Source organism: Pseudomonas chlororaphis subsp. chlororaphis, assembly GCF_003945765.1.
Lineage (GTDB): Bacteria > Pseudomonadota > Gammaproteobacteria > Pseudomonadales > Pseudomonadaceae > Aquipseudomonas > Aquipseudomonas chlororaphis.
Genome location: NZ_CP027712.1, coordinates 2920866 through 2947172 on the forward strand (window position 1 = coordinate 2920866; position 26307 = coordinate 2947172).

22 protein-coding genes and 1 pseudogene are annotated in these 26307 nt (G+C 64.1%); 19 read left to right on the forward strand and 4 right to left on the reverse strand.

Annotated features, from left to right (window positions below):
* The first annotated feature begins 18 nt into the window (after positions 1–18).
* The 6 genes from C4K27_RS13525 to C4K27_RS13550 all read left to right on the forward strand — a co-directional run bounded on the left by C4K27_RS13525 (position 19) and on the right by C4K27_RS13550 (position 6747).
* Entirely contained in the window at positions 19–1035 is a 1017-nt protein-coding gene (locus tag C4K27_RS13525) for a TRAP transporter substrate-binding protein (protein WP_053260829.1), read from the forward strand.
* Positions 1036–1072: 37 nt separating this feature from the next.
* Entirely contained in the window at positions 1073–3013 is a 1941-nt protein-coding gene (locus C4K27_RS13530; RefSeq protein ID WP_223815919.1) for a TRAP transporter large permease, read from the forward strand.
* 8 nt (positions 3014–3021) lie between these two features.
* Positions 3022–4074, forward strand: coding sequence for a LacI family DNA-binding transcriptional regulator (locus C4K27_RS13535; protein ID WP_053260974.1), 1053 nt, complete (start codon positions 3022–3024; stop codon positions 4072–4074).
* Positions 4075–4076: 2 nt separating this feature from the next.
* A complete protein-coding gene (locus C4K27_RS13540) occupies positions 4077–5081 on the forward strand; it encodes an NAD(P)-dependent oxidoreductase (protein WP_053260831.1) in 1005 nt (334 codons plus the stop codon).
* Between the two features lie 18 nt (positions 5082–5099).
* Positions 5100–5909, forward strand: coding sequence for an amidohydrolase family protein (locus C4K27_RS13545; protein ID WP_053260832.1), 810 nt, complete (start codon positions 5100–5102; stop codon positions 5907–5909).
* Between the two features lie 142 nt (positions 5910–6051).
* The gene (locus tag C4K27_RS13550; protein ID WP_053260975.1) at positions 6052–6747 is read left to right on the forward strand and encodes a tRNA (adenine(22)-N(1))-methyltransferase; all 696 of its coding nucleotides are present in this window, start codon (positions 6052–6054) and stop codon (positions 6745–6747) included.
* Positions 6748–6848: 101 nt separating this feature from the next.
* Here the strand turns inward: C4K27_RS13550 and C4K27_RS13555 are convergent, their stop codons facing one another.
* Entirely contained in the window at positions 6849–9560 is a 2712-nt protein-coding gene (locus C4K27_RS13555; RefSeq protein WP_053260976.1) for an AAA domain-containing protein, read from the reverse strand.
* 216 nt (positions 9561–9776) lie between these two features.
* Here C4K27_RS13555 and C4K27_RS13560 point away from each other — a divergent pair.
* A pseudogene (locus C4K27_RS13560) lies at positions 9777–9995 on the forward strand (transposase domain-containing protein); the annotation flags it as partial.
* A 125-nt stretch (positions 9996–10120) separates the two neighbouring features.
* Here the strand turns inward: C4K27_RS13560 and C4K27_RS13565 are convergent.
* Positions 10121–10510 carry a MerR family transcriptional regulator gene (locus C4K27_RS13565; protein WP_053260833.1) on the reverse strand — a complete coding sequence of 130 codons (390 nt, stop codon included), beginning with the start codon at positions 10508–10510 and terminating at the stop codon, positions 10121–10123.
* A 74-nt stretch (positions 10511–10584) separates the two neighbouring features.
* On the opposite strand from C4K27_RS13565, the gene C4K27_RS13570 reads away from it, so the two are divergent.
* From C4K27_RS13570 to C4K27_RS13585, 4 genes are all read left to right on the forward strand, one after another.
* Positions 10585–11655 carry an SDR family oxidoreductase gene (locus C4K27_RS13570; protein WP_053260834.1) on the forward strand — a complete coding sequence of 357 codons (1071 nt, stop codon included), beginning with the start codon at positions 10585–10587 and terminating at the stop codon, positions 11653–11655.
* Between the two features lie 161 nt (positions 11656–11816).
* Positions 11817–12716, forward strand: a complete 900-nt coding sequence (locus C4K27_RS13575; RefSeq protein WP_053260835.1) for a DMT family transporter — start codon at positions 11817–11819, stop codon at positions 12714–12716.
* Positions 12717–12897: 181 nt separating this feature from the next.
* Positions 12898–13539, forward strand: a complete 642-nt coding sequence (locus C4K27_RS13580) for a LysE family translocator (RefSeq protein ID WP_009043496.1) — start codon at positions 12898–12900, stop codon at positions 13537–13539.
* 202 nt (positions 13540–13741) lie between these two features.
* The gene (locus C4K27_RS13585) at positions 13742–13903 is read left to right on the forward strand and encodes a DUF2986 domain-containing protein (protein WP_081002268.1); all 162 of its coding nucleotides are present in this window, start codon (positions 13742–13744) and stop codon (positions 13901–13903) included.
* 74 nt (positions 13904–13977) lie between these two features.
* Here C4K27_RS13585 and C4K27_RS13590 read toward each other — a convergent pair whose 3' ends face one another.
* Positions 13978–16104, reverse strand: a complete 2127-nt coding sequence (locus tag C4K27_RS13590; RefSeq protein ID WP_053260836.1) for a TonB-dependent receptor family protein — start codon at positions 16102–16104, stop codon at positions 13978–13980.
* A gap of 290 nt (positions 16105–16394) precedes the next feature.
* Here C4K27_RS13590 and C4K27_RS13595 point away from each other — a divergent pair, with 290 nt between their 5' ends.
* The 3 genes from C4K27_RS13595 (at position 16395) to C4K27_RS13605 (ending at position 19427) form a co-directional block, all read left to right on the forward strand.
* Complete coding sequence (locus tag C4K27_RS13595) at positions 16395–16877, forward strand: cupin domain-containing protein (RefSeq protein WP_053260837.1); 483 nt, start codon at positions 16395–16397, stop codon at positions 16875–16877.
* 356 nt (positions 16878–17233) lie between these two features.
* Positions 17234–18979, forward strand: a complete 1746-nt coding sequence (locus C4K27_RS13600; RefSeq protein WP_053260838.1) for a SulP family inorganic anion transporter — start codon at positions 17234–17236, stop codon at positions 18977–18979.
* Between the two features lie 55 nt (positions 18980–19034).
* A complete protein-coding gene (locus C4K27_RS13605; protein WP_053260839.1) occupies positions 19035–19427 on the forward strand; it encodes a GFA family protein in 393 nt (130 codons plus the stop codon).
* A gap of 13 nt (positions 19428–19440) precedes the next feature.
* Here the strand turns inward: C4K27_RS13605 and C4K27_RS13610 are convergent, their stop codons facing one another.
* Positions 19441–20469 carry a sterol desaturase family protein gene (locus C4K27_RS13610; protein WP_053260840.1) on the reverse strand — a complete coding sequence of 343 codons (1029 nt, stop codon included), beginning with the start codon at positions 20467–20469 and terminating at the stop codon, positions 19441–19443.
* 171 nt (positions 20470–20640) lie between these two features.
* Between C4K27_RS13610 and C4K27_RS13615 the strand changes: the two genes are divergently transcribed.
* The 5 genes from C4K27_RS13615 (at position 20641) to C4K27_RS13635 (ending at position 26261) form a co-directional block, all read left to right on the forward strand.
* Entirely contained in the window at positions 20641–21555 is a 915-nt protein-coding gene (locus C4K27_RS13615; RefSeq protein WP_053260841.1) for a helix-turn-helix domain-containing protein, read from the forward strand.
* Between the two features lie 67 nt (positions 21556–21622).
* Positions 21623–22273: a 2Fe-2S iron-sulfur cluster-binding protein gene (locus C4K27_RS13620; RefSeq protein ID WP_053260842.1), complete on the forward strand. Its 651-nt coding sequence runs from the start codon at positions 21623–21625 to the stop codon at positions 22271–22273.
* A 4-nt stretch (positions 22274–22277) separates the two neighbouring features.
* Positions 22278–23273: an FAD binding domain-containing protein gene (locus C4K27_RS13625; RefSeq protein WP_053260843.1), complete on the forward strand. Its 996-nt coding sequence runs from the start codon at positions 22278–22280 to the stop codon at positions 23271–23273.
* A complete protein-coding gene (locus C4K27_RS13630; protein WP_053260844.1) occupies positions 23270–25522 on the forward strand; it encodes a xanthine dehydrogenase family protein molybdopterin-binding subunit in 2253 nt (750 codons plus the stop codon). Before C4K27_RS13625 ends, C4K27_RS13630 begins: the two co-directional genes overlap by 4 nt.
* A gap of 118 nt (positions 25523–25640) precedes the next feature.
* Positions 25641–26261: a LysE family translocator gene (locus C4K27_RS13635; RefSeq protein ID WP_053260845.1), complete on the forward strand. Its 621-nt coding sequence runs from the start codon at positions 25641–25643 to the stop codon at positions 26259–26261.
* Positions 26262–26307 lie beyond the last annotated feature (46 nt).

A 26307-nucleotide genomic window follows, 5' to 3' on the forward strand; every position in this document is an offset into this window, starting at 1 on the left:
ACAAAAGAGAACAGCCTCATGCCTCTGACCCGACGTCGTTTCGTGCAGTGTGCCGCCCTCAGTGCCTGCGCGCTGGCCCTGCCTTCCATTGCCCGTGCCGCCCCTTTGGTATTGCGCTTGTCCTCGACCATGACGGCGGACGAGAACTCGGCGCACTACCTGTTCTACCAACGCCTGGCCGAGAACCTGAAACAGTCCGTGGGCGACCGTATCCGTATCGATTTTTTCCCCAACGGCCAACTCGGCAAAGAGGCCGATGTGGTGCAACAGGTGCGCCTGGGCTCGATCGACCTGATGGTCTCCGGGAGTTCGATCTGGGCCACGGCCCTGCCGGAACTGGCGCTGCTGGACCTGGGGTTCCTGTTCGACAGCTACGAGCATGTCGCCCGCTCCGTGGATGGCGGCGTCGGCGAGATCTACAACGGGCTGCTGCGCGAGCGCACCGGTTGCTCGGTCGTGGGCTGGGGCGCGCATTTCAGCGCGCGCAGCGTCTATACCAAGCCGCCGATCAAGGATCTCGAGAGCATCAGGAATACCAAGCTGCGGGTCCTGCCGACCCAGGCGTTCATCGAAACCTTCAAGCTGCTGGGTGCGATCCCGACCCCCATTGCCTTCAATGAGGTCTACACCGCCATCCAGACGGGGGTGGTGGAAGGCTTCGAGCACGATGCCGCCAGCGTACTGGCCAACAAGCTCGACGAAGTGGTGAGCCACAGCTGGCAGACCGACCATTTGTTCAGCCCTTGCATTGCCGTGATCGGCAAGCGCGGGCTGGCGAAGATTCCTGCCGACCTGCAACCGGTGTTCATGGCGGCTGCCCGGGAGGCCAGCGTGTCCCAGCGCCGGGCGGCCGCGATCAAAGGCGCCGAAGCCATCGCCGCGCTGGGCAAGGGCGGCATGACCTTCTTCCCCATGGCTGACGCCGAGCGCGCCAGCATCCGTACCCTCATGCGCGACAAACTCTGGCTGCCGTTCACCCGGACCACGCCGTCCATGGCGTCGGTGCTGGGACTTATCGACGCGGCCAGGGCGTGATCCAGGCCAGCCCCCATAACAAGAGGAGACAGACACCATGAGTTCATCCGACGCTCTCGCTGTCGCGGATCAAGTGGTAGAGGAACATCCCGGGCAGACCAACGCAGCGGCCGCCATGGCCGACGACTGGGGCTTTGCCACAACGCCGGGCAGTGGCGGCTTGCTGGCGCTGCTGTGTCGGTGGGTCGAACGCCTGTGCGCGGTGGTGCTGGCGTTGAACGTGGCGGTGGTGTTCGTCTCGGTGATCCTGCGCTACTTCGTGCATCACCCGGTGGACTGGGCCGAGGAAGTTGCCCGTGGCCTGATGGTCATGCTGGTGTTTCTCGGCGGCGCTACGGTGCTGGCCCGCAAACAACATGTACAGGTGGACTTCTTCCGTGCGCTGTTGCCCGCCGGCTGGCAACAGGCCGCGCAGCAGACCGGGGGCTGGTTGGTAGCGGGCACGGCGGCGGGGCTGGCGTTCTCGTCCTGGCTGTTGCTGCAAGACTCGGTCAACGTCGTGACCCCGATGGGCTTGCCGCAGTGGCTGAATGTGCTGCCGGTGTTCGTCGGTGCGCTGCTGATGACGGCGGTGGGCATTGCCAATGCCGTCAACGGTGCCACTCCCGTCACCTGGCTGACGTTGCTCGGCTGCCTGCTGGTCGGCGGCTCGGTGTATGCCTGGAACACCCAGGTCGAGGCTTACGCCCTGCAACCCTGGGGCCTGCTGGTCGGCGGCTTCTTCGGCGGCCTGCTGGCGGGCGTACCGATTGCCTTCGTCCTGGCCCTGTGCGCCTTGCTGTACTTCATCGGCGATCCGTCGCTGCCGATGGTGATCTACTCGCAGCAGGTCATGGCCGGGATGGATCACTTCGTGTTGCTGGCGATTCCGTTTTTCGTGTTGGCGGGGCTGCTGATGGAAGCCAACGGCATGTCCTCGCGCCTGATCGAACTGCTGGTACGGCTCTTCGGCCGGGTACGGGGCTCGATGAACCTGATCGCCATCCTGGCCACGGCATTTTTCTCCGGCGTGTCGGGTTCGAAGCTGGCGGATATCGCCGCGGTCGGCGGGATCGTCGTGCCCGCCGTGCGCCGCACCCGACAGGACCCGGCGGAGACCGCGGCGGTCCTGGCGGCCTCCGGGGTGATGGCGGAAACCATCCCGCCGTGCATCAACATGATCATCATGGGCTTTGTCGCGAACATTTCGATCGGCGGCCTGTTCCTCGCCGGCATCGTGCCGGCGGTGATGCTCGCCCTGGGCCTGGCGACCCTGGCGGTGATCTTCGGACGCAAGGTCGACCCCGACCTGGCCTTCCCCTCGCGCCGGCCGGTCGTGCGTCTGCTGGGGGGCGCGCTGGTGGCGCTGATCATGGTGACGATGATCGGCAAGGGCGTGACCTCCGGCGTGGCCACCTCCACCGAGGTGTCGGCGTTCGCGGTGGTCTACGCGCTACTGGTGGGCGGGCTGACCTTCCGCGAGCTGACGTTCAAAGGCATCGCCAGGCTGTTCGTGCGCTCGGCCTCGATGGCCGCGGGTATCCTGTTCATCATCGCCGCCGCCTCCAGCCTGGCGTTCGCCCTGACGATCCTGCAGATTCCGGCGATCATTTCCGACTTCATGCTGGCCTTGGCGCATGACTATGGCCCCGTGGCGTTTATGATCACCTCGGTGATCATCATGGTGGTGTTCGGCGCGGTGCTCGAAGGCGCGCCGGCGCTGATCATCTTCGGCCCGCTGCTGGTGCCGATCGCTGTGCAGGTGGGCGTCAGTCCATTTCACTTCGGCACCGTCGCGGTGATCGCCATGGGCCTGGGGTTGTTCTCGCCGCCGTTCGGCCTGGGGCTGTTCGCCACCTGCGCGATGACCGGCACGCGGGTCGAGGAGGTTTCCCGGCGGATGGTCAAATACCTCTGCCTGCTGGCGGCCATGCTGATTCTGATTGTCCTTGTGCCATCGATTTCCCTGTGGCTGCCGCGCACTTTCAATATGGGTTAATGCAAAACATGACAACGATTCACGATGTGGCCGCTCTGGCGGGGGTTTCGGTCAGCTCTGTGTCCAATGTGCTCAACCAGCGCACCGACAAGCTCAGCGCCGACACCTTCGCTCGCGTCGAAGCGGCGATTCTCAAGCTCGGCTACCAGCCCAACCGGGTGGCTCGGCAGCTCAAGACTGGCCATACGCCAATGCTCGGCCTGCTGGTTCCGTCCACCGCCAACCCGATGTACGGGCAGATCGCCCTGAAGATCGAGGCCGCCGCCCGGGTGCAGTTTTCCTACCGGCTGCTGCTGGGCAACACCCACCGCGACAAGCAGCAGGAGGCCGGGATGTTCGATGACCTGCTGTCGTTCGGCGTGCGTTCGGTGATCGTGGTCTCGTCCCAGGACGACGAGCGTCACCTGGAGGCCGCGGTACAGCGTGGGCTGACGGTCGTCAGTTACGACCGGCAAACCACCGAGGACGGCGACTCGCGGGTGGACCATGTGTCGCCGGATAACTTCCAGGCGGGCTATATCGCCGCCGCGCACTTGATCGAACACGGTCATCGGCGCCTGGCGTTTCTGGTGCCCAGCGGCAAGACCATCAGCCGTACGGCGAAGATCGAGGGCTTTCGCGAGCGCGCCGCGCAGGAGGGCGCGCAGGTCAGTGCCACAGTCATCGAAGGGCCGGTGCTCGAGACGTTCGGCGATTCGGAGCTTGCCGACCTGGGATTCGCCATGGCGGCCGATCTGGCGGCGATGACGCCCAGGCCGACCGGTGTCGTCACCGTCAACGACATGCTCGCCATGGGCCTGATGTCCGGGCTCATCCAGGCGGGGCTGCGGGTGCCCGAGGACATCTCGGTGGTCGGCATGGACGGCCTGTCCATTGCCGCGTTCAGCAACCCCAGCCTGACATCGGTGGCCATGCCGCTGACCGAGATGGCCGACATCATGGTCCAGCGCGCGGTCGAGCGTTCCCGCGACCCACAGCTGCCCGCTGTCAATCTGGTGTTCCAGCCAATGCTGATTTCCCGACATTCGGTGGCCCGGCCCGGCGCCGACAAGCGAGCGTGACCATGACTGAGATCTTCCTGACCCATGCCCCCGGCGTGCGCGCCAATTACTACGCCGAGCAACCGCTCAGGCAGCTTCAGGCCCTGGGCAATGTCCGGCTCAACGACTCGCCCGATCCGCTGTCGCTGGAGCAACTGGTCGATCGGGCACAGGGCTGCTCGATCATTGTCGCCAGCCGCGAGGCGGCCGCGCCCGCCGAATTGTTCGAACGCCTGCCACAGCTTGCGGCGATCTGCCGGGTGGCGGTGGACATCCGCAACATCGATGTTGAAGCCGCCAGCCGTCACGGCGTGCTGGTCACCCATGCGACGCCGGGGTTCGACCGCTCGGTGAGCGAATGGGTGATCGGCGTGATGATCGACCTGGCGCGGGGCATCAGCCGTGCGGCCGCCGATTACTGGCAGGGCAGGGCGCCACAGGTGCTCATGGGGCGGGAGTTGCGCGGGGCGACGCTGGGGATCATTGGTTACGGCTTCATTGGCAAGTGCCTGGCCGACATTGCTCGGCTGCTGCAGATGCGCGTGTGGGTCAATGACCCGAATGCCCGGGTCGATGAGCCCGGCGTCGAACAGGTGTCGTTCGAGCAGGCCGTCGGCTCCGCCGATTACGTGGTCTGCCTCGCGCCGGCGGTCGAGCGGACCTACAACCTGTTCGGGCGCGAGGCCTTTCGCGCGATGCGCCCCGGCGCGTTCTTCATCAACGCCTCGCGCGGGGAACTGGTGGACGACGCTGCCCTGCTCGAGGCGCTGGAGCAGGGGCTGATTGGTGGCTGTGCGCTGGATGTCGGCCGCGCGCCAGACCAGATGCCCGGGCCGCTGCTGGCTGCCCATCCCAAGGTCATTGCCAGCCCGCACATCGGTGGGCTGACACCCGAAGCCAGCGAGCATCAGGCCATGGACACCGTGCGCCAGGTCCAGGCCTTGCTCGCAGGACGAGTTCCGCAGGGGGCGGTGAACCTGGCGCGCGCGGACCGCGCCCGGGATGTATTCCGGCTGCAATCCCACTAACCAGGAGTACCCGTGACTATGACCTTGCCCAGCCACGCCACCGACTGCCACGTGCACGTGTACGACCCCGTGCGCTTTGCGGCGCCATCGCCGGTCCCGACCGCGACCTGGAGCGACTACGCGCGGATGCAACAGCAACTGGGCCTGCAGCGCGCGGTGCTGGTCCAGCCAGTGGGGTACGGCTTTGACAATGCCTGCCTGCTGGATGCGCTGGTCCAGGCCGGCCAGGCAGCGCGGGGCATCGCCGTGATCAAGGCCGAAACGCGCTGGAGCGAACTGTCCCGCCTGCATCAGCAAGGTGTGCGCGGCGTACGTTTCATGATGGTGCCGGGGGCGGGCGGGGTGCTGCCCTGGGACGCGCTGGAAAGGATTTCCTGGCGTATTGCCGAACTCGGCTGGGTGATCAATCTGCAACTCGACGGCCGCGACCTGCCTTGTTATCAGGAGCGTCTGCTGGCGTTGCCGAGCAGGCTGAGCATCGACCATGTGGGCAAGTTCCTCGAGCCGGTCCCCGTTGGCCATGCTGCCTTCCAGACCCTGTTGCGCTTGCTGGACGGCGGCAATACCTGGGTCAAGCTTTCCGCTCCTTACGAAACCTCCCGGGTCGGCGCGCCGCTGTACGAGGATGTCGGCGTACTGGCCCAGACGCTGATCAATAGCCACCCGGAACGTTGCCTGTGGGCAAGCAACTGGCCGCACCCGGGGCGCGACCCGAGGCCGAGCGACAGCGCCATGCTCGACCTGCTGTCCCACTGGGCCACGGACGGCGCCTGGCGCCGGCGCATCCTGGCGGATAACCCGGCGGTCCTTTACGGCTTCGACGACTGAGGCGGCTAGCGGGCGGTGCCTGGCAGGACGGCGCGAACCCTGGCCCTGGTCGCATAAATTTGAAATGCACGCCATTGCCCGACAGAATCGCGCCCCGATCCGGCCACAGGCGCCGGAGGTTCGTGGTGAAAAGGGGCGGCAGTTGAACCAACAGACATTGTCCATGCGCCTGGAGCGCGTGGCGGCGCATGTGCCAGCGGGTGCGCGCCTGGCCGATATCGGCTCGGACCACGGCTACCTGCCGGTGGCGTTGTTGCGTCGTGGCCTTATCGCCGCGGCGGTGGCTGGCGAGGTGGCGTTGACACCGTTCCACGCGGCCCAACGCAGCGTGCGCGAAAACGCCCTGGACTCGGCCATCAGCGTGCGCCTGGCCAACGGCCTGGCGGCGATCGAGCCGGGAGACGGGATCACGGCGATCAGCATTTGCGGCATGGGCGGCGAGACCATCCGCGACATCCTCGACAGCGGCAAGGCGCGCCTGAATGGCGACGAACGCCTGATCCTGCAGCCCAACGGCGGCGAGCAGCCCCTGCGCCAATGGCTGATGGAGCATGGCTACCGCATCCTCGGCGAGGAAGTGCTGCGGGAAAACCGCTTTTTCTATGAAATCATCGTCGCCGAGCGCACCGGGCCGGTGAGCTACACCGCCGAGGAGCTGTACTTCGGCCCGCTGCAGCTGCAGGCCCGCAGCCCGGCCTTCCTGGCCAAGTGGCAGCGCATGCTGCGCCTGAAACACAAGACCCTGGCCCACTTCGCCCGGGCCCGGCAGGCCGTGCCCGAGGAGAAGCTCCAGGACATCGCCCGGCAGGCTCGGTGGATCAGCGAGTTGCTGGCTTGAGCGCGGTCCAGGGTGGGCGCTTTGAGTCAATCTGTTGCATCGACCGGTTGAATCCACAGTCGATTGCTACCATCAGCGACTGACGCCCTCTGACCCAGTGCTTATGCGCCATGCGTAGGGCTAGCCCACTGCCCGATAAAGTCGCCAACTCTCCGCTCAATGTCACTCTCAACTGTCCGCAGCCGCAGAATAGGAATGCCACTTCTAGCCAAAATCTCATTTTTCATGGCGTCCCGAGCTGCCTGCACGGGGCGGTCGTGGTACCCGCCATCGACCTCGATCACCCCTATCGGTTTCTTGCCCACTTTGAAATAGATCACGAAATCGCAACTGGCGCGCCTCATGAACGCCCGCTGGGGCTCCGTCCAGTCGAGGCTACCCGGCGATGCAAGCTTATCCAGCTGGATCTGTGTGTGGTACTTCAATGCCTGGCACGCCGGGGCTGACAGCGCTTCGCGCAGCAACTGTGCCACGATCTGCTCGGACTTGTAGCGTGAATCCTCGGGCCGCAGGCGGGCGTCCAAGCGTGCCAGAGACTGGTCGTACTCGCGGTACAGCAAGTCGAATGCCGACACCACCGGCGCGCGTACGATCTGCTCGTCCTGCGCGTAATAGCTGATGTAGCGGATCAGCGCGGCGATGTGGCCATTGTTGTCAGTGAACACCTCGTCGCCGGTCACCAGGGTGAAGCGATGTTTGGCCCGCGAAACTGCCACGTTGATCATGCGTGGGGCGTCGACGAAATCCAGGCGTGTTCGCGCCTGGTTGTAGCGCTTCTTGTCCAGCACGGTGGAGAAGACGATCTCGTCGCATTCGCGCCCCTGAAACTTGTGCACGGTGTCCTTGACGAAATCCGTCGGCAAGTGCGTGTCGGAAAGGTTGACTTGCGCCCGGAACGGGGCGATGTAACCGCGGCCTTCGCCGTCCATTCCGACGGGCTGCCCCTCGTCCTCAAGCACCTTCAGCAGGGAGTCCAATTCCCGAAGGTTGGTGTTCTTCCTGGCGTGGTTGCCCTTGGCTGTAACCACCAGGCGCAAGGGGGCTTCGCCCTTGTCCTCGGTCATAGGCAGCAGTGCGTTGTCGTAGAACTGTTGGTTGCAGAACTGGATGATCCTAGGGTGGCAACGGTAATGCTCTTTCAGTAGGGTCCTAGGCAGCGCCTCCTGGAAAACGCTGATGCACGAATCGAGTAGGCTGTAGCGTTCGCAATCGTAGGCCTCGGTGGGTGCCTGCAGTCCCAGCTTCACGGGGATGTGTGCCAACTGGCGGTTGTCGCCAACGACGATCAGGTTCTTCGCGCAGCCCAGCGGCAGGATGCCCGGCACGATATCCTGGAGAGAGGCTTCGTCGATGATCACGTAGTCGAGGATCGCGCCGGGGGCGATCGAATTGACGATGGAGTGCGTGCCGCTTCCCAGGATAGGGAAGCGCTGCACGAAGGCATCGAAATGATTGCGGTAAGTTTTGGCATCGAAGCTGTCCGACGGCGGTACCTGAAGTTGCAGATGCTGCTTCAGATGGTGCATCGATGCTGTTGTCAGTTCTTTCAGCAGGGCCGTGAAATTCGCGCGTGCCAACGATTCACGGCACGCCCGCAGCTCCGCTTCCTTGTCCCGTAGCGACTTGTCGTAGTAATGCATCTGCAGTGCATGGAAAACGGCCATGCGCGCCTCGCCCTCGGCGAATGGCTTGGTGCGAAAGATTCTGAATTTGAACAGTAGCTCGATGCGGTCTTTGAGATGAATGCGCTGCTCGCCGAGGTAAGCCAGGTAGGCCAGGAGGTCCGCAGTCTTGCGCGGTGTCAGGCCGTACTTGTCGAGCGAGCCTGTGGCCTGCGCATCGCTTTCTGCCTGCCACTGCTGCAGGTAGCGCCGCTCAATGACCAGCTCGTCCAGCTCGATTTGCAGTTGTGCTGCCCTGTTGTGGTCTTGCAGGTGCTGCTTCAAGCGGGTCAGCAAGGCCTGGATCTCATCTAGGGACGGTGCCGGCTCGGGCGCGCTTGATGGCCACGCAGGCAGGTCGGCGAAGAAGGCCTCACGTTTGTCCTGGTTGCCAAGCTTGGCGACCAAGTGGCCCAGGCCGTACTTCTCCAGCTTTTCGTAGACGTTTTCCACGGCAGCATTGTTGTTGGACAGCACCGCTACCGTCTGCCCACGTAACAGAATATTGGCGAGGATGTTGAGGATCGTCTGGGTCTTGCCGGTCCCTGGCGGACCTTCGATCACGCTGATTTGCGCGCTGAACGCCCGCTCGACCGCCTTAAGCTGACTCTCGTTAAGCCCGAACGGATAGATGAGCCCCTGACCCGGCGCCAGCGTGCCGTTGCGCCCCGTACAATAGGCTTGCAAGGCAGTGCCAGCGATGGCGGGCAGTTTTCCTAGCTGGCGCACCACATTGTCGGCAATTTCACGATCAGTCTTCGACTCAGCGTGATCCTGTCGGGCATTCGCCACGATAGTGAAATAGCGGAAGACCGGCGTTTCCTTCATCGATGTCGGGGCGGTAAAGCCGATACCGTCCATCTTGTAGACATAGGGCTTTTCGGCGCCCTGGTAGTGCACGACGGCATATCGCTCGCCGTAAATCGTAGCTTTGGCAATGGGCGTGACGATCGTGCTGCCGGGCTTGTGCAGCAATACATTGGTCAACTCGCGGGTGGGCGAAACTTGGCAGTTACTGAGCGGGCGGGTGTATTTTTTCTTAGAGGGGAAGTGACAGATCAGTTCCAGGGCTTCGTACTTGTCGCTCCAGCGAATCGCCCAGTCGCTGATCTTTGCGGTCTTGTCCTCACCATCCACCTGAATCGAAGCCATATTCCTTATCCCTATGCGCATGACATCCGGTTTCGCCTCGCGCCGAATGCTACTTTCTCCAAGAGGAGTCATCTTGCCATCATTGCGCGCAGGGTCGATAGCCGGTTCATGCGTTTAGTCATCTTCCGTGCTTCCGGCCGAGAGCAGCCCATCGCAAACGGCAGCTATCGACCCAAAGCAGTGTCTAGCAAATCCGGAGCAATTCACTGATGTGGAAATCAAATCCGGCCATGGGATTTCGGGCGTTCAAACTGGCTATTCGCGGGCTCCTTGCGCAGCGGCAAACGTGCGGCTGCGATTATGGGTTTGAACCAGTCGGCACGGCTTAACGGCCATGTTCCGTATGCGTATTTAAAGGGCGTGCTCACGCGACTGCCGATGCAGCGGCCGAGCGAGATTATCGAGTTGCTGCCGCATAGATGGGCGCCCGTTTAACCACGCAAGGTCTTTTGGGCGCACGCTTACTGTCCAGGGCCTGGCCAAAGGTTTTAGAAAATGCGTAAGCGATGGGCTTGAAACTGGAAGCAGGCTGCAACTTCCGTTTCCCAGATGCTGACAGTTCAGTTGGAAGAGTTGTTCAGCTGTTGAAGCTCAAGTTGCTTGGCAGCACTGGCTTCGAGGTTTGCACGCTCCTCATCCAGATACCGATAAATACTTTGGAGGTTGGCGATTTTCTGTTTGATTTCTGCCATCTTCTTTTCAATTAACTTAGCGCCGTCAGCACAATCAATCAGCTTGTTCCGCTGCGCATCCAGAATCTCGCCTATTTCCCCCAGGGAAAACCCCATGCTTTGCGCGCGCTGGATAAAATCCAGATCCTGCAGAGTTTGCGTTGTGTAAACGCGATAGTTGTTAGTTTGCCGCAGCGATGAGATCAGACCGATTTGCTCGTAGTAACGCAGCGTATGGCGGCTGGCGCCGCTGCGGGCCTCGAGTTCGCCGATTTTCATGAAAACACCGCTTGACTATAGAGTTGGGTCGATAGTTTACGCTTGATTTCTCACCTTAAACAAGGAACAGGGAAATGAGCGTGGAGTGCTTTGTCACGGGGGGGACCGGCTTCATCGGTCAACATTTGGTGGCGTACCTGAGTGCAAAAGGTCACACCGTTCGGGTGTTGATGCGTCGCCCGGAGCGACTAGCTGCACTGCGGGAGCAAGTCGATAATTTGGGAGGTTGCGCAAGCCGGGTATTTGCCGTAGCTGGCGATCTGGAACGGGACAATCTCGGGCTGAGTCTTGCTGACCGAGAAGTGCTAAGGCACGCCAGAGTCATATTCCACCTAGGCGCTCACTTCGCATGGGGGCTTTCAGTGGAGCAGTCTCGTGCGGTGAATGTGGAAGGGGCAAAGCGCGTGGCGCTGTTGGCGGCTGAGCAAAAAAGCCGGTTAGTGATGATCGGCGGCTACATGCTGAAAAATCATGAACATCTGCAACGCATCGGAATTGATCCTCGTTATCCGCAGCTGACGAATTGGCCTGCCGTCTACCGACATGTCGGTGGTTACGAGGGGAGCAAGCTGGAGGCACATTTTGCGACCCTGGAGGTCATGTCCGCCAAGGGCGGGGAGATTACCGTTGTCCACCCTGCAACGGTCTGTGGCCACAGCCGCACGGGGCATATCCTTGACGGTCAGCCGCTGGTGGAACTGATACGCAACCTTGTGCAGAGAAAGCTGACTGCAGTGCCCGGTACCGCCGAGCACTGGCTGCCGCTGGTCACCGTGGATTACCTGGTTGAGCTGGTGGCGGTGTGTGCTTTCGATCCTGCCATGGTGGGCCAGGAACTGCTGGCGCTTGATGACCAGACTCCCAACTTGCGAGAACTCCTGGTACAGGTGGCACAACCTTTGGGCTTAAAGTCTCCCAGGCATTACATTTCACTCCGATTGCTGAAGTTACTACTGAGTATTCCTCCCGTCGCGTGGTTTTTGAATACAAAACCCGAAGCCTTGGACTTTATCCAGACCACGCGTTTTGATACAGCGGCGGTCGAGCAATTTGCCAACAGGCATGGAATAGCCAAACCGGACATACGTCAGTCTTTGCAGCACACTGCAACGTTCGTCAACTCATATTGCCTAGCCAAGGGCTAGGCTCTTTGACTTTTCCCTTTGAGGCGACAAAGTCGTTAGTCCCGATTAAATGGACTTTCCTAAGGTAAGTGTTGGTGGGATCTTCGTATCCTCAAACTTTGCGCCGTCGATGTAGGGCGGCATTCTATCGAACGACCATTCAGCGACAGGGATCGTCATCAATGCCATCTACTTTCAGCAAAGGCGTCATATTTGCACTCTCCGCTGCGGCACTGAACGCAACGATCGGTGTACTCAGCAAAGTACTCATGAGTAATGGTTTCACCGCCAGCAGTGTCGCGGTCATCAAGACCCTACTGGGTTGCGTGCTTCTCTCGATCTTACTGTTTTTCCTCAAGCGTCCGGCGGCGTCGAGCAAATGGACTCAGGCGGCTATCTGCGCATTCCTTGGCATCTTTGTGCTGTTCCATTTCGAAACGTCCGCCTATCGACACTACGCTGCGGCAGGTGTGGTGGTGGTGCTGATGGCCAGTGCCTCAATTTCCTCGATCATTCTGGGGCGCGTTTTCCTCAAGGATGCCATCACCGCGAACGCTACCGTTGGCGCCGCACTGGCTATCGCTGGGATCTCGGTGATCTTCGGCGGCGACTTGCAGCAAGGCTTTACCCTGCAGGGTGCTGCGCTCGCCTCCATGGCCGGCTGCGGCTATGGGGCCTTTTCGGTTGCCATGAAGCGTATGGGGGTGTCGGGGGGGCTGCACTTCACCCGACAATTGTTGTTCTTTGGCAGCCTGTACCTGCTGATGCCGGCGGCGGCCGATGGTTTCGCGATGGGCGAGCTGTCGCCGCTGGCGATCGCCGCGCTGCTGGCGCTGGCCACGCTGCCGACGATCCTGGGCTTCTTCTGCACCACCAAGGCCATCGAGTATCTCAAGCCATCCCAAGTGCAAGCGCTGGAGCTGACCGAACCACTGTTCGCCGCGCTGCTGGCGTTTGTGGTGCTCAATGAAGTACCGCGCGAAAGCCTGTACGCGGGAGCGGCACTGATCATCGTCGGCCTGTGTTTCTCCAATGAACTCATCCGCTTGGGCAGCAAAGCATCCGTCCCTTCGACCGAGTGAGCTATTTTCGGAGTCTGATGACTTTGGCAATCAGTGGTTTTTAAGTGTTTTGAGCGATTGGACCGCTCCTGGCCGGAGCGGATATTCGATACCTCCCAGCCAAGCGGAACCGAGCGGGATCTCGCCTGTTGACCCGTTCTATCCAGTAATATGCAACCCCCATCCTCCGACGAGTCTGAAAATGGACCCTCACTCGATTCTGGCTTTTACCCTGGTCGCCGCGATTGCCATCGCCAGCCCGGGGCCTGCGACATTGATGGCGATCAACAACAGCCTCGCCCATGGCCAACGCAGCGCGGTGTGGTCCTCGTTGGGCAATGCCAGTGGCCTGTTCTGCCTGTCGGCGGCTGCGATGCTGGGGCTGGGGGCGTTGCTTGCCAGTTCCGAGTTGCTGTTCAACGCAGTGAAGATCATCGGCGCCGGTTATCTGTTCTATCTGGGGATCAGGCAGTTGTTCAAAAAGAGCCCGATGCTCGCGGACGGTATCCAGGATGACGTGAAGAAGAGCAGGCCCACTCGCGTGAAGCTGTACAAGTCGGCCTTCCTGACGGCGGTGACCAACCCCAAGGCGACGATGTTCTTCACCGCGCTGTTCCCGCAATTCATTGATCAGGGCGCGCAGCTGCTGCCGCAGTTCCTGATCCTCACTTCGATCTTCATGGGGCTGTCGGTGGCGTCCTTGAGCCTGTATGCCGCACTGGCCTCCCGGGCCAAGGGCGTGCTGACCCGGCCCGAGCTGTCCCGCTGGGTCAGTCGGGTGGTGGGCTCGACCTTCATCTGTTTCGGAGCGGCCATCCTGACCATGCGTCGACAGGCTGCATAAGAGGAGTGTGGCTATCCATGGATGGTTGGTTCTGGCCGGAACCAACCATTCCCATGCAACCGCTAACGACCCAAAGCGCTCATCTTGCGGCCTTTGGGAAACCCGTGGCTCCAAGGTTATGCATTCAGTGCGCGGCACAGGAATCCGGCCCGATATCGTTAGCTGATATCATCCGAAACCTTACCGGCCGAGTAGAAAGACCATGAACCGTCGTAAAAAAATCAATCAGCTATTAAAAGCCAACGCGAAAAAGGCCAGTGCCAAGCTGGCGCCGCGCAGCAAGCCCAAATACATCAGCAAGGCCGACCGCTTGAAGCTGGCTGCCGAATCCAGTCCCGAGTCCGTGGTGTCCTCCGAGAGCTGATATCGCTGCTTTTCCGGGTGGCTTCAGGCTGCCCGCCAAACCGGATCGCCTGCCCACGCCTGGCCGCCCCGGCCTTAACGCAGGCTCCACGACACCCCGAGATACATCGCCATGCCTTCCCCCGGCGTCGAGCGCGCGGCATCCAGGCCTTTGTCGTCGTAGCCCGGGGTGACGGTGGCGGCGTAGTGCTGGTCGGTCAGGTTGCGCAGGTCGAGCCAGGTCTGCCAGTCGCCCTTGGGCGCGTTGTAGCCCAGGGTGGCGCCGAACAGCGCGTAGGGATCGGCGTAATAGCTGTTGGCGTAGTCCACCGCCACCTTGGACACCAGTTGCGTGTTGAGCGCGGCGAAGAAGCCCTGGGGCCAGTCGTAGCGCAGTTCGCCCTGGTAGTAGTGCATCGGCAGGCCCGGCAGGCGGTTGTCGCCGAAACGTTCATCGTCGCGGTAGTGGAAGTCGCTGAAGGTGTAGCTCTGGCGCAGGCTCAGCTGGCCGCCGTCTTTCCCTGACCACAGCTTGCTCTGCAGGCTGGCTTCCACGCCCTGGTGCACGGTGGGGCTGGCGTTGAGCTCGTAGGGGGTGGTGGCGTTGGCGTCCGGCAAGACCGAGAGCAGTTCGTGGCGCACCTGGGCGTAGTACCAGGCCAGGCTCCATTGGCCGATGGCGCTGTCGCCACGACCGCCGAGCTCCAGGGTGGTGGCGGTCTGGTTGTGTAGCTTGATCGGGTCGCGCTGGGTGCCGGTGGCGGCGCCGCTGCCGGCCGGGAAGCGAATGTTGGAGCTGTAGATCAGCGACCAGGGGTGGGGCGCCTCGACCGAGCGGCTGAGGTTGCCGAACAGTTGCAGGTCGGGGGTCAGCTGGTAGCGCAGGCCCACGCGCGGCGCGTAGTCCCAGTCGCCGAGGCTGGTCTTGCCACCGCCGTCGGGGTAGGTCACGGCGCTTTCGCGGCGGGTGTAGATGGCGGCCAGGCCGGTGGTCAGCCACAGATCGTCGGCGATTTCCAGGTCATTGCCCAGATGCAGGACGCTGTCCGAACCCTGGTAGGTGAAGTTGCGCATGTGGGTGCCCGGCGCGTAGCCGGCGGTGTTGCCGCTGGGGATACGCACCAATTCGCTGGCCCCTGAGTTGGGCAGGTGCTTGGTCACGCGCAGGCCCAGGGTGCTGTGGCTTTCCAGGCCCCAGAGGGTGTCGCGGCGCTTGTAGTCGAAGGTGCCGCTGACATCGGTGTAGGCCACCTTCAGGCGGTTGGGGCCTTCGCGCAGGTCCATGGGGTAGTCGTGGTAGACCAGGCCGGTCTGGATACTCGAATCGTCGTCGATGTACCAGGTGGTCTTGTTGCCAATAAAGGTGCTGCCCGGCTGGTCGCGGCTGTCGTTACGCGTCACGTAGGCCGGGTTGGCCGCCCGTGGGTCGTGCTCGATGGAGCCTTTGGTGACCCGCCCGGCGAGGTCGTTGTCGGTCTGGCGATGGCGGATGTAGAAGCGGGTTTCCAGGTTCGGGTTGAAGCGATAACCGAAATTGGCGATGACCCCCTGGCTCTTGCTGGCGCTGTGGTCCTGGTAGCCGTCGGAGCGGGCGTCGGTCAGGGACAGGTAGTAGTCGAAGTCGCCCAGCACCTGCCCGGAGCTGACCTGGCGCTGCTGATAACCGTGGCTGCCGGTGGCGTAGCGCACCTGCAACTTCGGCGCGTCGTAGCCGGTGTGGCTGATGTAGTCGATGGCGCCGCCCAGGGCCAGGGCGCCGCGGTCGAAACCGTTGGCGCCGCGCAGCACTTCCACACGGTCCAGCCACAGCGGCTCGAGCAACTCATAGGGCGTGCCGCCCGGGCCGCTCAGCGGCAGGCCGTCGAGCATCGTGTACAGCCCCGAGGCATGGGCGCCCGGCGCGCGGTTGATCCCCGAACCACGGATCGAAATCTTCACCCCTTCGTTGCCCGCGGACTGGGCATAGACCCCCGGCTGGTAGGCCAGCACATCCTGGTTGCTGGCCACGCGGCCCTGCAGCGGGCGGCGCAGGTCCACCACATTGCCGCCGCCGGGCACCTGGGCCAGCCGGGTCTTGGCTTCCTCGATCGATGCGTCTTCGCCACTGCGCTCCTCGGCGCCGATCAGCACCTGCCCCAGCTCCAGGCCCTGGGCTTCGGCCAGGGCCGGACAGACAAGGGCCAGGCCCAGCAAGGCAGAGGGCAGGGGACGGGGCGAGGGCATTGGGGGGGAACTCCAGGCATGGGGGAATGGGCAGAGAGAACTGCGACGTATGAAAGAACGAGGGAAACACATGGCAATTTTGTCTTTTGCCTGGCAGGCGCAGATCGGCAGGAGTCCAGCGTCCATGCCCGTGCGCTATCAAGGCTGTTCGCAATGGATATATCCGCGCATCGGCGTTCGGCTATCGTCACCCTATATGACTCGATCGCGCAGCCGCTGTGCTTTTGCGTTGACGCTATGTCGGCCGCTGCTGCGATTCACCCAGCGCTCTCAAACGCGAGGACATCACGATGAGCACCCACAAAGCCGTCGCTGTTTCACTGGCCATTCTCAGCGCAACCTTCCTGGCATCGGCCGCGCTGGCCGAGGGCACAGGGTTGATTGCCGCCACCCCCGCCGAACTGAAATGGACACCCGCGCCCTCGGTAGGGCCCGGGGTGATGATTTCGGTGATTGAAGGCGACCTGAAAAAACCAGAGCCTTTCACGATGCGCCTGATGCTGCCGGCCAACACGAAAGTCGGCGTGCATACCCACCCCGTGACCGAACGTGTCACCGTGATCTCGGGTACCTTCTACTTCGCCACCGGCGACAGCTTCGACGCGGCCAAGGCCAAGGCCTATCACCCGGGTGACACCCTGATCATTCCCGTCGGCACGCCGATGTACGCCGCCACGCAAAAACAGGAAACCGTGCTCCAGCTCCACGGCACGGGCCCCTGGGGCATCACCTACCTCAACCCGGCGGACGACCCCAGGAACAGCAAAAAATAGCGAGCAGAGCCTGGCAGTGAATCCGTCGTGCCCGACCTCGCCCGCCCTGTTGTCACCTGGAAAGGGCAACCGGGGATTCACTCGATCAGGCTGAGCATGGGCAAATCGGCTGGCGAATACTCAGCTAATGCCGCAGGCGGGCATTGGCTGCCATGCTCTGTCGTTTGGGGGAGGGCTGGCGGCGGAGGGCTTGCTGCGGTCTGTCACGGCGTCTGCCAGATCAGGGGACGATCGATCTGCCGATATGTGGTTGAAAAACACGCAAAGAAAACCGACTCTGCTTACCTCTCATCCAGGGCCCGACGTTTTGCGCCCGCCATCACCCTTCGTCAAAGCCCTCGATCAAAGGTGCCTCCATGCTGCTTGCCCGCTGGCTGCCAGGCTTGGCCAATCTCCTGCAATACCGCCGCGAATGGTTCAGGTACGACCTGCAGGCCGGTTTGTCGGTGGCCGCCGTGCAGATCCCGATTGCCATCGCCTACGCCCAGATCGTCGGGCTGCCGCCCCAGTACGGCTTGTACGCCTGCGTCTTGCCGATGATGGTCTATGCCCTGGTGGGCAGTTCGCGGCAGTTGATGGTCGGGCCGGATGCGGCCACCTGCGCCATGGTCGCCGGGGCGATCGCCCCTCTGGCGCTGGGCGATCCCGAGCGCCTGGCGCAGTTGGCGGTGATTGTCACGGTGCTGGTCGGCCTGATGCTGATCGGCGCCGGCATTGCCCGGGCGGGGTTCATTGCCAGCTTTTTCTCGCGGCCGATCCTGATCGGCTATCTGAACGGCATCGGCCTGAGCCTGCTGGCCGGGCAACTGGGCAAGGTGCTGGGCTACAAGATCGAAGGCGACGGTTTCATTCTCAGCCTGCTGAACATGCTGCAGCGGCTTGGCGAAACCCATCTACCGACCCTGGCCATCGGGGCGGGCGCCCTGGCGCTGCTGATCTGGCTGCCGCGGCGCTTTGCCAGGTTGCCGGCGGCGCTGGTGACGGTGGCTATCGCCACCCTGTGCGTCGGGGTGCTGCGCCTGGACCGTTACGGGGTCTCCGTACTGGGGCCGATCCCTTCGGGCATGCCGCAGTTGAGCTGGCCCGAAACCAACCTGAGCGAACTGAAACGGCTGCTGCGCGATGCTCTGGCGATCGCCACGGTGAGTTTTTGCAGTGCGATGCTGACGGCCCGCAGCTTCGCCGCGAGGAACGGTTATACGGTCAACGCCAACCATGAGTTCCTGGCGCTGGGGGTGTCCAATATCGCCGCCGGGGTCTCCAGCGGTTTCGCCATCAGCGGCGCCGATTCGCGCACGGCGGTCAACAGCATGGTGGGCGGCAAGAGCCAGTTGGTGGGGATCATCGCCGCCCTGGTGATTGCCCTGATCCTGCTGTTCTTCACCGCGCCCATGGCCTGGATCCCCCAGGCGGCGCTGGGGGCGGTGCTGTTGATGGCCGGCTGGGGGCTGATCGATATCCAGGCGATGCGGGTCATCCGCAAGCTCAGCCGTTTCGAGTTCTGGCTGTGTGTGCTGACCACCCTGGGGGTGATTGGCGTGGGGGTGCTGCCGGGCATCATCGTCGCGGTGCTACTGGCGATCCTGCGGTTGCTCAAAAGCATCTATCAGCCCACCGACGCGGTGCTGGGCTGGGTGCGCGGGATCGAAGGCCAGGTCGATATCAGCCAATATCCGCAGGCGCGCACACTGGCGGGGCTGGTGGTGTATCGCTTCGATGACGCGATCCTGTTTTTCAACGCCGACTACTTCAAGGCGCGCCTGCTCGAGGCGGTCGAACGCGAGCCCGAGCCCCGCGCCGTGCTGCTGGTCGCCGAGGCGGTGACTTCGATCGACGTCAGCGGCATCGTGGCCCTCAGGGAGCTGCGCGACACCCTGCTGGCCCGCGGCATCATCCTGGGCATCGCCCGGCCGCACGGGGCATTCCTGCGGATGCTGGTGCGTTCAGGCCTGGCGCGCGAGCTGGAGCAGCAATTGTTGTTCCCCTCGGTACGCGCCGGCATTCGCGCTTATCGGATCTGGCGCAATCAGGTGCAGCGCAAGGCGCAGAAAGAGGCGCCTCGGGCTGGCACCCTGCCAGCGCCCGCCAAGCCGACGCCATGACTGAACGCGGCCTTGGCCAGTCATCACCAACGCTTGACCCAAGAGGAGGTACGGCATGCAACGATTCACTGGCGGTTGCCTGTGCGGCAAGGTGCGGTTCGTGGCGTCGGGGCCGCCATACCGGGTCGGTTTGTGCCACTGCCTCGACTGCCGCAAGCACCATGGCGCGCTGTTCCATGCCTCGGCGATCTTCCCCGAGGACGCGGTGACCGTCGAGGGCGAAACCCGCGACTACGCCGGGCGGTATTTCTGCCCGCACTGCGGCTCGTCGGTGTTCGCCCGCAGCGCCGACGAAATCGAAGTGAACCTGGGTGCCCTGGACGCCCCCGACCAACTCAAGCCCACCTATGAAAGCTGGACTATTCGTCGCGAGTCCTGGCTGCCGGCGTTTCCACTCGCCAGGCGCTACGAGCGCGACCGTGATGCCAGCAGTCGCTTCGAGCAATAGCTGTCGCCCAGGCTTATGACCAGGGCGTCTCGGGCGTCACCCCGCGCGGGCGTTTCGCCAGGAGCTTGCGGGTGGTGTCGACGAAGGGCGTGACGATCAGGCTGTAGACCGTCAGGTAACGCCGCTGGTCCTGCTCGCCGGTGCCGAAGCGCAGCGGCTCGGGTGTCGAGGAGGTGACGTAGAGCGTGCCGAACATCCAGTCCCAGAGGGACAGGTTGGTGCCGAAGTTGCGGTTGAAGTGACGGGGCGCGTCGCTGTGATGGATCTGGTGCTGGGCCGGGCTGTTCAACACATGCTCCAGCCGCGGGCCGAACGACAGCCAGACATGGCTGTGCCGCAGGTTGGCCGCCAGGCTGTTGAAGATGAATATCAGGTAGGTCACGCCGAACAGGGTGTAGCGGCCGATCTCACCGCCGCAGGCATACCAGAAGCAGCCGGCGTAGAGGCCCAGGCCGAGGCTGATGCTCAGCTTCTCGACGATCTTTTCCACGAAGTGCACCCGGCTCGCCGTCGCTGGCACCAGTACCGGCGCCGAGTGATGGACCTTGTGGAAGGCCCACAGCCAGCGCGAGTGAAACGCCCGGTGCGCCCAGTAATGGAGGAAGTCCTTGAGCAGGAACACCCCCAGCCCGTAGAGCAGCGCCAGCCCCAGGTTCTGGCCCAGGCGCGGGCGCTCGCCCCAGAGGTTGCTGAAAAAGGCCAGGTAGTCCCCGGAGCGCAGGATGTAAGGGTCGACCAGATGGACGATGGGCAACACCAGCGCAACCTTGAGGATGGCGCGCACGAAGTAGTAGCGGTAATCCAGCAGCGCCGAGGGATGCAGGTGCACCCGACCGCCGCCGAGGAATTGCCAGAACGACCGGGCGTGGCTCAGGCCGCGGCGCTTTCGGAAACGGAACAGGCCATAGGCGACGCCGTAGGACACGCACAGGAACAAGACCCCGAGCCGGCCGTTCAGATTGAAAATGCCGAGAAACTGCGCGGTGACAGGGGCGATTACCCACTCGGTCAGGTGCTTGTAGACAAGCGACAGGGCATCCACGAATCGCCAGCCTCTGAGCCAGAAAAAAGAATGGCATTGTAAATCAGTTCGGTTTGGCCGGGCAGGGTGGCGCGACAAGCAGGCAAGGTGCCCCGCGCGCCATCCGCCTGGAACTGGCCGCGACTGTTGGAGTACGCTGGCTGCTCGCTGTATTCCGGAGGTGCCTGGCTCATGACCCTGTTACGGGAATCCGCAAACCGGTTGCTGCAACCTCGGGTGGGCGCGGGCTGCATCCGCGCGCGCGGCGCCGAGGGCGCGGTCCTGCAGTCGGCGTCGCTGTTCGACGGCCTGGTGACCATCGATCATCGTCGCTGGGCCTGCCGCGAAGCCGAGCTCAGCTGGACGGCGCCGCAGCACGTGGTGATCCTCACGGAGCGCGGGGCAACGGCAAAGACTCATATCCGCAGCAGTTCAACGCTCACCTACGAAGGCTGCGACCGTCCCGGCTCGATCAGCTTCGTGCCGGCCGGGGTCGAGCGCCAGGGTTACTTTCGCGATGCCGACCTGATCTATACCGCCCTGTGGATCGACACAGCCCTGGATTTTCCCGGCTGCCCGCGGCTGGCCGAATTGCCCATGCGCATCAACAGCGGCGATGGGGTGATCCACTCGCTGCTCTCTGCCCTCAGTACCGAGATGGTCAGTGGGCAGGTCCTGGAAGCCAGCTACATAGAACACCTGGTGGCGCTGGTGGGGTTGCGCCTGGGCCGGGTCGATACCGCCAGCGCTGGCGGCGGACGCCTGGGGCCGGAACTGCTCAAGCGCTTGCGCGACTACGTCGATGCGCGCATCGACGGCAGCCTCTCGCTGACCGAACTGGCGCGGATTGCCGGCATGCCCGTCGATACCTTCGCCCGTCACTTCAAGGCCGAGACCGGCATGGCGCCCTATGCCTATGTGATCGAGCGCCGGGTGCGCCGCGCCGAAAGCCTGCTGCGGGCCGGCAGCATGCCGATCAGCGCCATGGCGCTGGAGCTGGGGTTCTCCAGCCAGAGCCACTTCACCTCGACCTTCCGGCGGATCACCGGGACCACTCCGAACAGCTACCGCCAGCAGGCGTCCGGAATCCTGACAAGCTCGTCCTGATACTTGAAAGAACGGCGCCGCGCCCTTGGCGATACTCGCGTCCAGCCGTTCATTTCAGGAGAGCACCATGGAAGACCTGGATTCTCCGCGTCCGTCGCGCCGCGCGCTGCTGCAAGCCGGGGCCGCCGCCAGCCTGCTTTGGGTGGGGGGCAGCGGCGCGCTGGCCCAACCCGCCCCGACGCCGCCCAGCCCCTCCCGCCCATTGTCGTCCCAGGCGATCACCCTACGCATCAATGCCAGCGACCAGCTGCTGGACCCCGACCCACGCACCACCTTGCTCGACGCGCTGCGCCATCAACTGGGCATGACCGGCTCGAAGAAGGGGTGCGACCACGGCCAGTGCGGCGCCTGCACGGTGCTGGTGAATGGCCGCCGGATCAACGCCTGCCTGAGCCTGGCGGTGATGCATGACGGCGACGAGATCACCACCATCGAGGGGCTGGCCAATGGCGATCTGCTGCACCCCATGCAAGCCGCCTTTATCGCCCGCGACGCCTTCCAGTGCGGCTACTGCACGCCGGGGCAGATCTGCTCGGCGGTGGGCATGCTCCAGGAGGTGCGCGCCGGCTGGCCGAGCCATGTCACCGACGACCTGACAGGCCCGCCCGCCGGCCTGAGCGACAGCGAGATCCGTGAACGCATGAGCGGCAATCTGTGCCGCTGCGCGGCCTATCCGAATATCGTCGCTGCCATCCGCGACGCCGCCGAGGAGGCCTGAGCCGATGATGCCTTTCAGCTATGAGCGCGCGCGCGACGTACAGCAGGCGGTCAGCCTGATGGCCGCGCAGCCAGGGGCTCGTTTTATCGCCGGTGGCACCAACCTGATCGACCTGATGAAGCTGGGCATCGAGCGGCCCAGCCACCTGATCGATATCAGCCGCTTGCCCCTGGCCGCGATCGAGGACAGCGCCGACGGCGGCCTGCGTATCGGCGCCCAGGTGTGCAACAGCGACCTGGCCGCCGACAGCCGGGTCCGCCAGCACTACCCGCTGCTGTCCCAGGCGCTGCTGGCAGGTGCGTCGGGGCAGATCCGCAACAAGGCGTCGACCGCGGGCAACCTGTTGCAACGCACGCGCTGCCCGTACTTCTACGACCCGGGCATGGCCTGCAACAAGCGCGAGCCCGGCAGCGGCTGTTCGGCCCTGCGGGGGCACAACCGCATGCACGCGATTCTCGGCGCCAGCGAGTCGTGTATCGCGGTGCATCCCTCGGACATGGCGGTGGCCATGGTTGCCTTGGAGGCGCGGGTGGAAACCCTCCTGCCCGACGGCCAGCGCCGCTCCCTGGCCCTGGATGAGCTGTACCGCTTGCCCGGGACCACGCCCGAGCTCGAAACCCGGCTGGCCCATGGCGAGATGATCGAGGCCATCACGCTGCCGCCACCACCCCCGGGGCGGCAGCTGTATCGCAAGGTGCGCGATCGCGCTTCCTATGCCTTCGCTTTGGTCGCCGTGGCGCTGGTGCTCGAAGTCCGCGCGGGGCAGGTGCGCACGGCCCGCATCGCCCTCGGCGGCGTCGCCCCCAAACCCTGGCGGGCCACGGCAGCGGAACAGGTGTTGCTCGGCCAGCAATCCGCTATGGCGGTTTACCAGCGCGCCGCCGAGGCCGCCCTGGCCGGCGCGCGCGGGCAGGGCGGCAACGATTTCAAGATCCCCCTGGCCAAACGCACCCTGCGCCAGATGCTGGCCAGTGCGACTCAAGAGCGAGCATTGGCATGAGCACATCAGGACCCACCCCATCCGCCGCCAACGGCCCGATCGGCCAACCGCTGGACCGGGTCGACGGCCGACTGAAGGTCACCGGCCGCGCGACCTACGCCTACGAGCAGCGGGAAATGGGCGACACCGCCTATGGCTACATCCTCGGCGCGACCATCGCCCGGGGCCGCATCAGCGCGATCGACACCCGCGAGGCCGAACGCACGCCGGGCGTGCTCTATATCATGACCCATCGCAACGCACCGGCCCAGGCGGCATTCGGCCCGGCGGTGACGCCGACCACGGGCGAGGTGTTCACACGGGCCCGGCCGGTGTTGGCGAGCGACGCTGTGCGCTACTACGACGAACCGGTGGCGCTGGTGGTGGCCTCGACCTTCGAGGCCTCGCGCGCGGCGGCTCGGCTGATTCGCGTGCGCTACTCGCCGGAGCAGGGCGACTTCGACCTTGCTTCCCGCCTGGCCCAGGCCTACATCCCGCCGCGGACCAACGCCGGCTTCCAGACCGACAGTGCCATCGGCGATTTTGAATCGGGGTTCGCCAATGCGCCGGTCAAGCTCGACAGCACCTACAGCACCCCGTACCAAAGCCACGTGCCAATGGAGCCCCATGCCTCTATCGCCGTCTGGTCCGGGGAAGAGCTGACCCTCTACACCTCGGCGCAAACCCTGGCGAACTTCCGTGGCGGGCTGGCCAACACCCTGGGCATCGAGCCGGCGCGTGTGCGTATCGTCAGTCCTTATATTGGCGGCGGCTTTGGCGCCAAGCTGATCATCCATCCCGACGCGGTGCTGGCGGGGCTGGCCGCGCGGGTGCTCAAGCGCCCGGTGAAGGTGGCCCTGACCCGCCAGCAGATGTTCGCCAACGCCGGTTACCGCCCGGCCATGCAGCACCGGGTAAGGCTGGCGGCGGACAGCAGCGGTAAGCTGACGGCCCTGGGGCACGACGTCTGGTCGAGCACTTCGCGTTTCGAAGAGTTCTGCGAGCAGACCGCGGTGTTTGCCCGCTCGCTGTATGCCGCGCCGAATCGCCTGACCCGCCATCGGCTGGTGCCGGTGGATCTCAATCGCGGCGAGTGGATGCGCTCGCCGGGCGAAGCGCCGGGCATGCTCGCCTTCGAGAGCGCCATGGACGAACTGGCCGAACGCCTGGGCCTGGACCCCATCGAACTGCGGGTGCGCAATGAGCCGGAGTTGGACCCCGAACTCGGCGTGCCGTTCGCCTCGCGCAACCTGCTGGCCTGCATGCGCACCGGTGCCGAACGCTTCGGCTGGAGCCGCCGCAAGCCTAAGCCCGGCAGCGTGCGCGAGGGCCGCAAGTTGATCGGCATGGGCATGGCCGCGGCGATCCGGCCCAATTACCTGGGGTTGTCCAGGGCCCTGGTGAGCCTGGGCCCGACAGGGCGGGTGCTGGTGCGCCTGGACATGACCGATATCGGCACCGGCACCTACACCATCCTGACCCAGGTCGCCGCCCACAGCCTGGGGGTGCCGATGTCGGCGGTGCAGGTGCAACTGGGTGACAGCCGCTTCCCGCAGACTTCGGGCTCCGGCGGCTCCTGGGGAGCGGCCAGCTCCAGCTCGGCGGTGGAGGCCGCTTGCCAGGCCCTGAAGCAGCAGATCATCCAGGCCGCCGGCGCGCCTTACAACCAGGCGCCGGTACGCTTCGCCGACGGCCGTATCAGCACCGGCGAGCGCTCGGAGCGCCTCAGCGATCTGCTGCTGCGAGTGGCTCCCACGGGGTTGCAGGCCGAAGGCAGCGTCGGGCCGATGGGGGAGGACTACAAGCAGTTTTCCCAGCATTCCAACGGCGCGCACTTCGTCGAAGTCGCGGTGGACATCGACACCGGCGAAGTCCGCCTGCGGCGCATGCTCGCGGTGATCGGTGCCGGGCGCATCCTCAACCCCAAGACCGCGCGCTCGCAGATCCTCGGCGGCATGGCCTGGGGCGTCGGCGCGGCCCTGATGGAGCAGACCCTGCTGGACACCCGCCACGGCCATTTCGTCAACCACGACCTGGCCGAGTACCTGATACCGGTCAATGGCGATATCGCGGCGATGGACGTGCTGTTCCTCGAAGAGCCCGATCCCAGGGCCAACGCCCTGGGCATCAAGGGCCTTGGCGAGCTGGGTGTGTGCGGGGCCGGGGCGGCGGTAGCCAATGCCGTCTACAACGCCACCGGCATCCGGGTGCGCGAGTTCCCGCTGACCCTGGACAAGCTGCTGCCCGGGCTTGCGGCCCTGGAGGCGTAGGCGCAGCCTGCATCGACAAAAAATCTCGACGGCATGCCCTGGATTGGGCAGGCTTGTGGGCTCGCACCCGCCCGGTTGGCGGGTGTGGAATTCAAGCCATCAGTCGACGGACTCCTCCATGAACCTTGCCACCCTGGTGCTGTTTCTCCCGGCCTGTTTCGCCCTCAACATGGCGCCAGGGCCGAACAACCTGCTGTCGATCCGCAATGCCACCACCTATGGCTTCCGCGCTTCCTGCCTGGCGGGAGTAGGGCGGCTGGCCGCCTTTGCCCTGATGATCGCCCTGGCGGCGGCCGGGCTGGCGGTGGTGCTGCAAGCTTCGGAACTGCTGTTCCACGGGATCAAGATGCTCGGCGCCGGCTACCTGCTGTACCTGGCGTATCAGCTGTGGACGGCGGATACCCAGGACGAGGCCGAGAACAAGACCGCGCCACTGGGCCTGCAGGCCTTGGCCCGGCAGGAGTTCCTGATTGCTATTGGCAATCCGAAAGCGATATTGATCTTCACCGCCTTCCTGCCGCAGTTCGTCGACCCGCAAGCCCCGGTTCCCGCCCAGTTCCTGGTGCTCGGCGCACTGTTCCTGGCCCTGGAGTGGGTCGCCATCAGCGCCTATGCCTACATGGGCCTGCACCTGCGCCGCTGGTTCGCCGAGCCACGGGGCAAGAAGCTCTTCAATCGCTGCTGCGCGGTGCTGTTGTCGGGGGCTGCTTCGGTGTTGTTGTTGGCGCGGCGGGCTTAGTTTTGGCCGGCGGGAATAGGGCGGTTTGTAGTCAGGGGCTGATGGG

Excerpts from the sequence above, each read along its gene's own strand:
- C4K27_RS13635 (WP_053260845.1), top strand. The coding sequence starts at position 25,641 with ATGAACCTTGCCACCCTGGTGCTGTTTCTCCCGGCCTGTTTCGCCCTC.
- C4K27_RS13630 (WP_053260844.1), top strand. The coding sequence starts at position 23,270 with ATGAGCACATCAGGACCCACCCCATCCGCCGCCAACGGCCCGATCGGC.
- C4K27_RS13545 (WP_053260832.1), top strand. The coding sequence starts at position 5,100 with ATGACCTTGCCCAGCCACGCCACCGACTGCCACGTGCACGTGTACGAC.
- C4K27_RS13540 (WP_053260831.1), top strand. The coding sequence starts at position 4,077 with ATGACTGAGATCTTCCTGACCCATGCCCCCGGCGTGCGCGCCAATTAC.
- C4K27_RS13525 (WP_053260829.1), top strand. The coding sequence starts at position 19 with ATGCCTCTGACCCGACGTCGTTTCGTGCAGTGTGCCGCCCTCAGTGCC.
- C4K27_RS13615 (WP_053260841.1), top strand. The coding sequence starts at position 20,641 with ATGACCCTGTTACGGGAATCCGCAAACCGGTTGCTGCAACCTCGGGTG.
- C4K27_RS13625 (WP_053260843.1), top strand. The coding sequence starts at position 22,278 with ATGATGCCTTTCAGCTATGAGCGCGCGCGCGACGTACAGCAGGCGGTC.
- C4K27_RS13620 (WP_053260842.1), top strand. The coding sequence starts at position 21,623 with ATGGAAGACCTGGATTCTCCGCGTCCGTCGCGCCGCGCGCTGCTGCAA.
- C4K27_RS13590 (WP_053260836.1), bottom strand. The coding sequence starts at position 16,104 with ATGCCCTCGCCCCGTCCCCTGCCCTCTGCCTTGCTGGGCCTGGCCCTT.
- C4K27_RS13565 (WP_053260833.1), bottom strand. The coding sequence starts at position 10,510 with ATGAAAATCGGCGAACTCGAGGCCCGCAGCGGCGCCAGCCGCCATACG.
- C4K27_RS13575 (WP_053260835.1), top strand. The coding sequence starts at position 11,817 with ATGCCATCTACTTTCAGCAAAGGCGTCATATTTGCACTCTCCGCTGCG.
- C4K27_RS13535 (WP_053260974.1), top strand. The coding sequence starts at position 3,022 with ATGACAACGATTCACGATGTGGCCGCTCTGGCGGGGGTTTCGGTCAGC.
- C4K27_RS13570 (WP_053260834.1), top strand. The coding sequence starts at position 10,585 with ATGAGCGTGGAGTGCTTTGTCACGGGGGGGACCGGCTTCATCGGTCAA.
- C4K27_RS13580 (WP_009043496.1), top strand. The coding sequence starts at position 12,898 with ATGGACCCTCACTCGATTCTGGCTTTTACCCTGGTCGCCGCGATTGCC.
- C4K27_RS13555 (WP_053260976.1), bottom strand. The coding sequence starts at position 9,560 with ATGGCTTCGATTCAGGTGGATGGTGAGGACAAGACCGCAAAGATCAGC.
- C4K27_RS13585 (WP_081002268.1), top strand. The coding sequence starts at position 13,742 with ATGAACCGTCGTAAAAAAATCAATCAGCTATTAAAAGCCAACGCGAAA.
- C4K27_RS13605 (WP_053260839.1), top strand. The coding sequence starts at position 19,035 with ATGCAACGATTCACTGGCGGTTGCCTGTGCGGCAAGGTGCGGTTCGTG.
- C4K27_RS13600 (WP_053260838.1), top strand. The coding sequence starts at position 17,234 with ATGCTGCTTGCCCGCTGGCTGCCAGGCTTGGCCAATCTCCTGCAATAC.
- C4K27_RS13595 (WP_053260837.1), top strand. The coding sequence starts at position 16,395 with ATGAGCACCCACAAAGCCGTCGCTGTTTCACTGGCCATTCTCAGCGCA.
- C4K27_RS13530 (WP_223815919.1), top strand. The coding sequence starts at position 1,073 with ATGAGTTCATCCGACGCTCTCGCTGTCGCGGATCAAGTGGTAGAGGAA.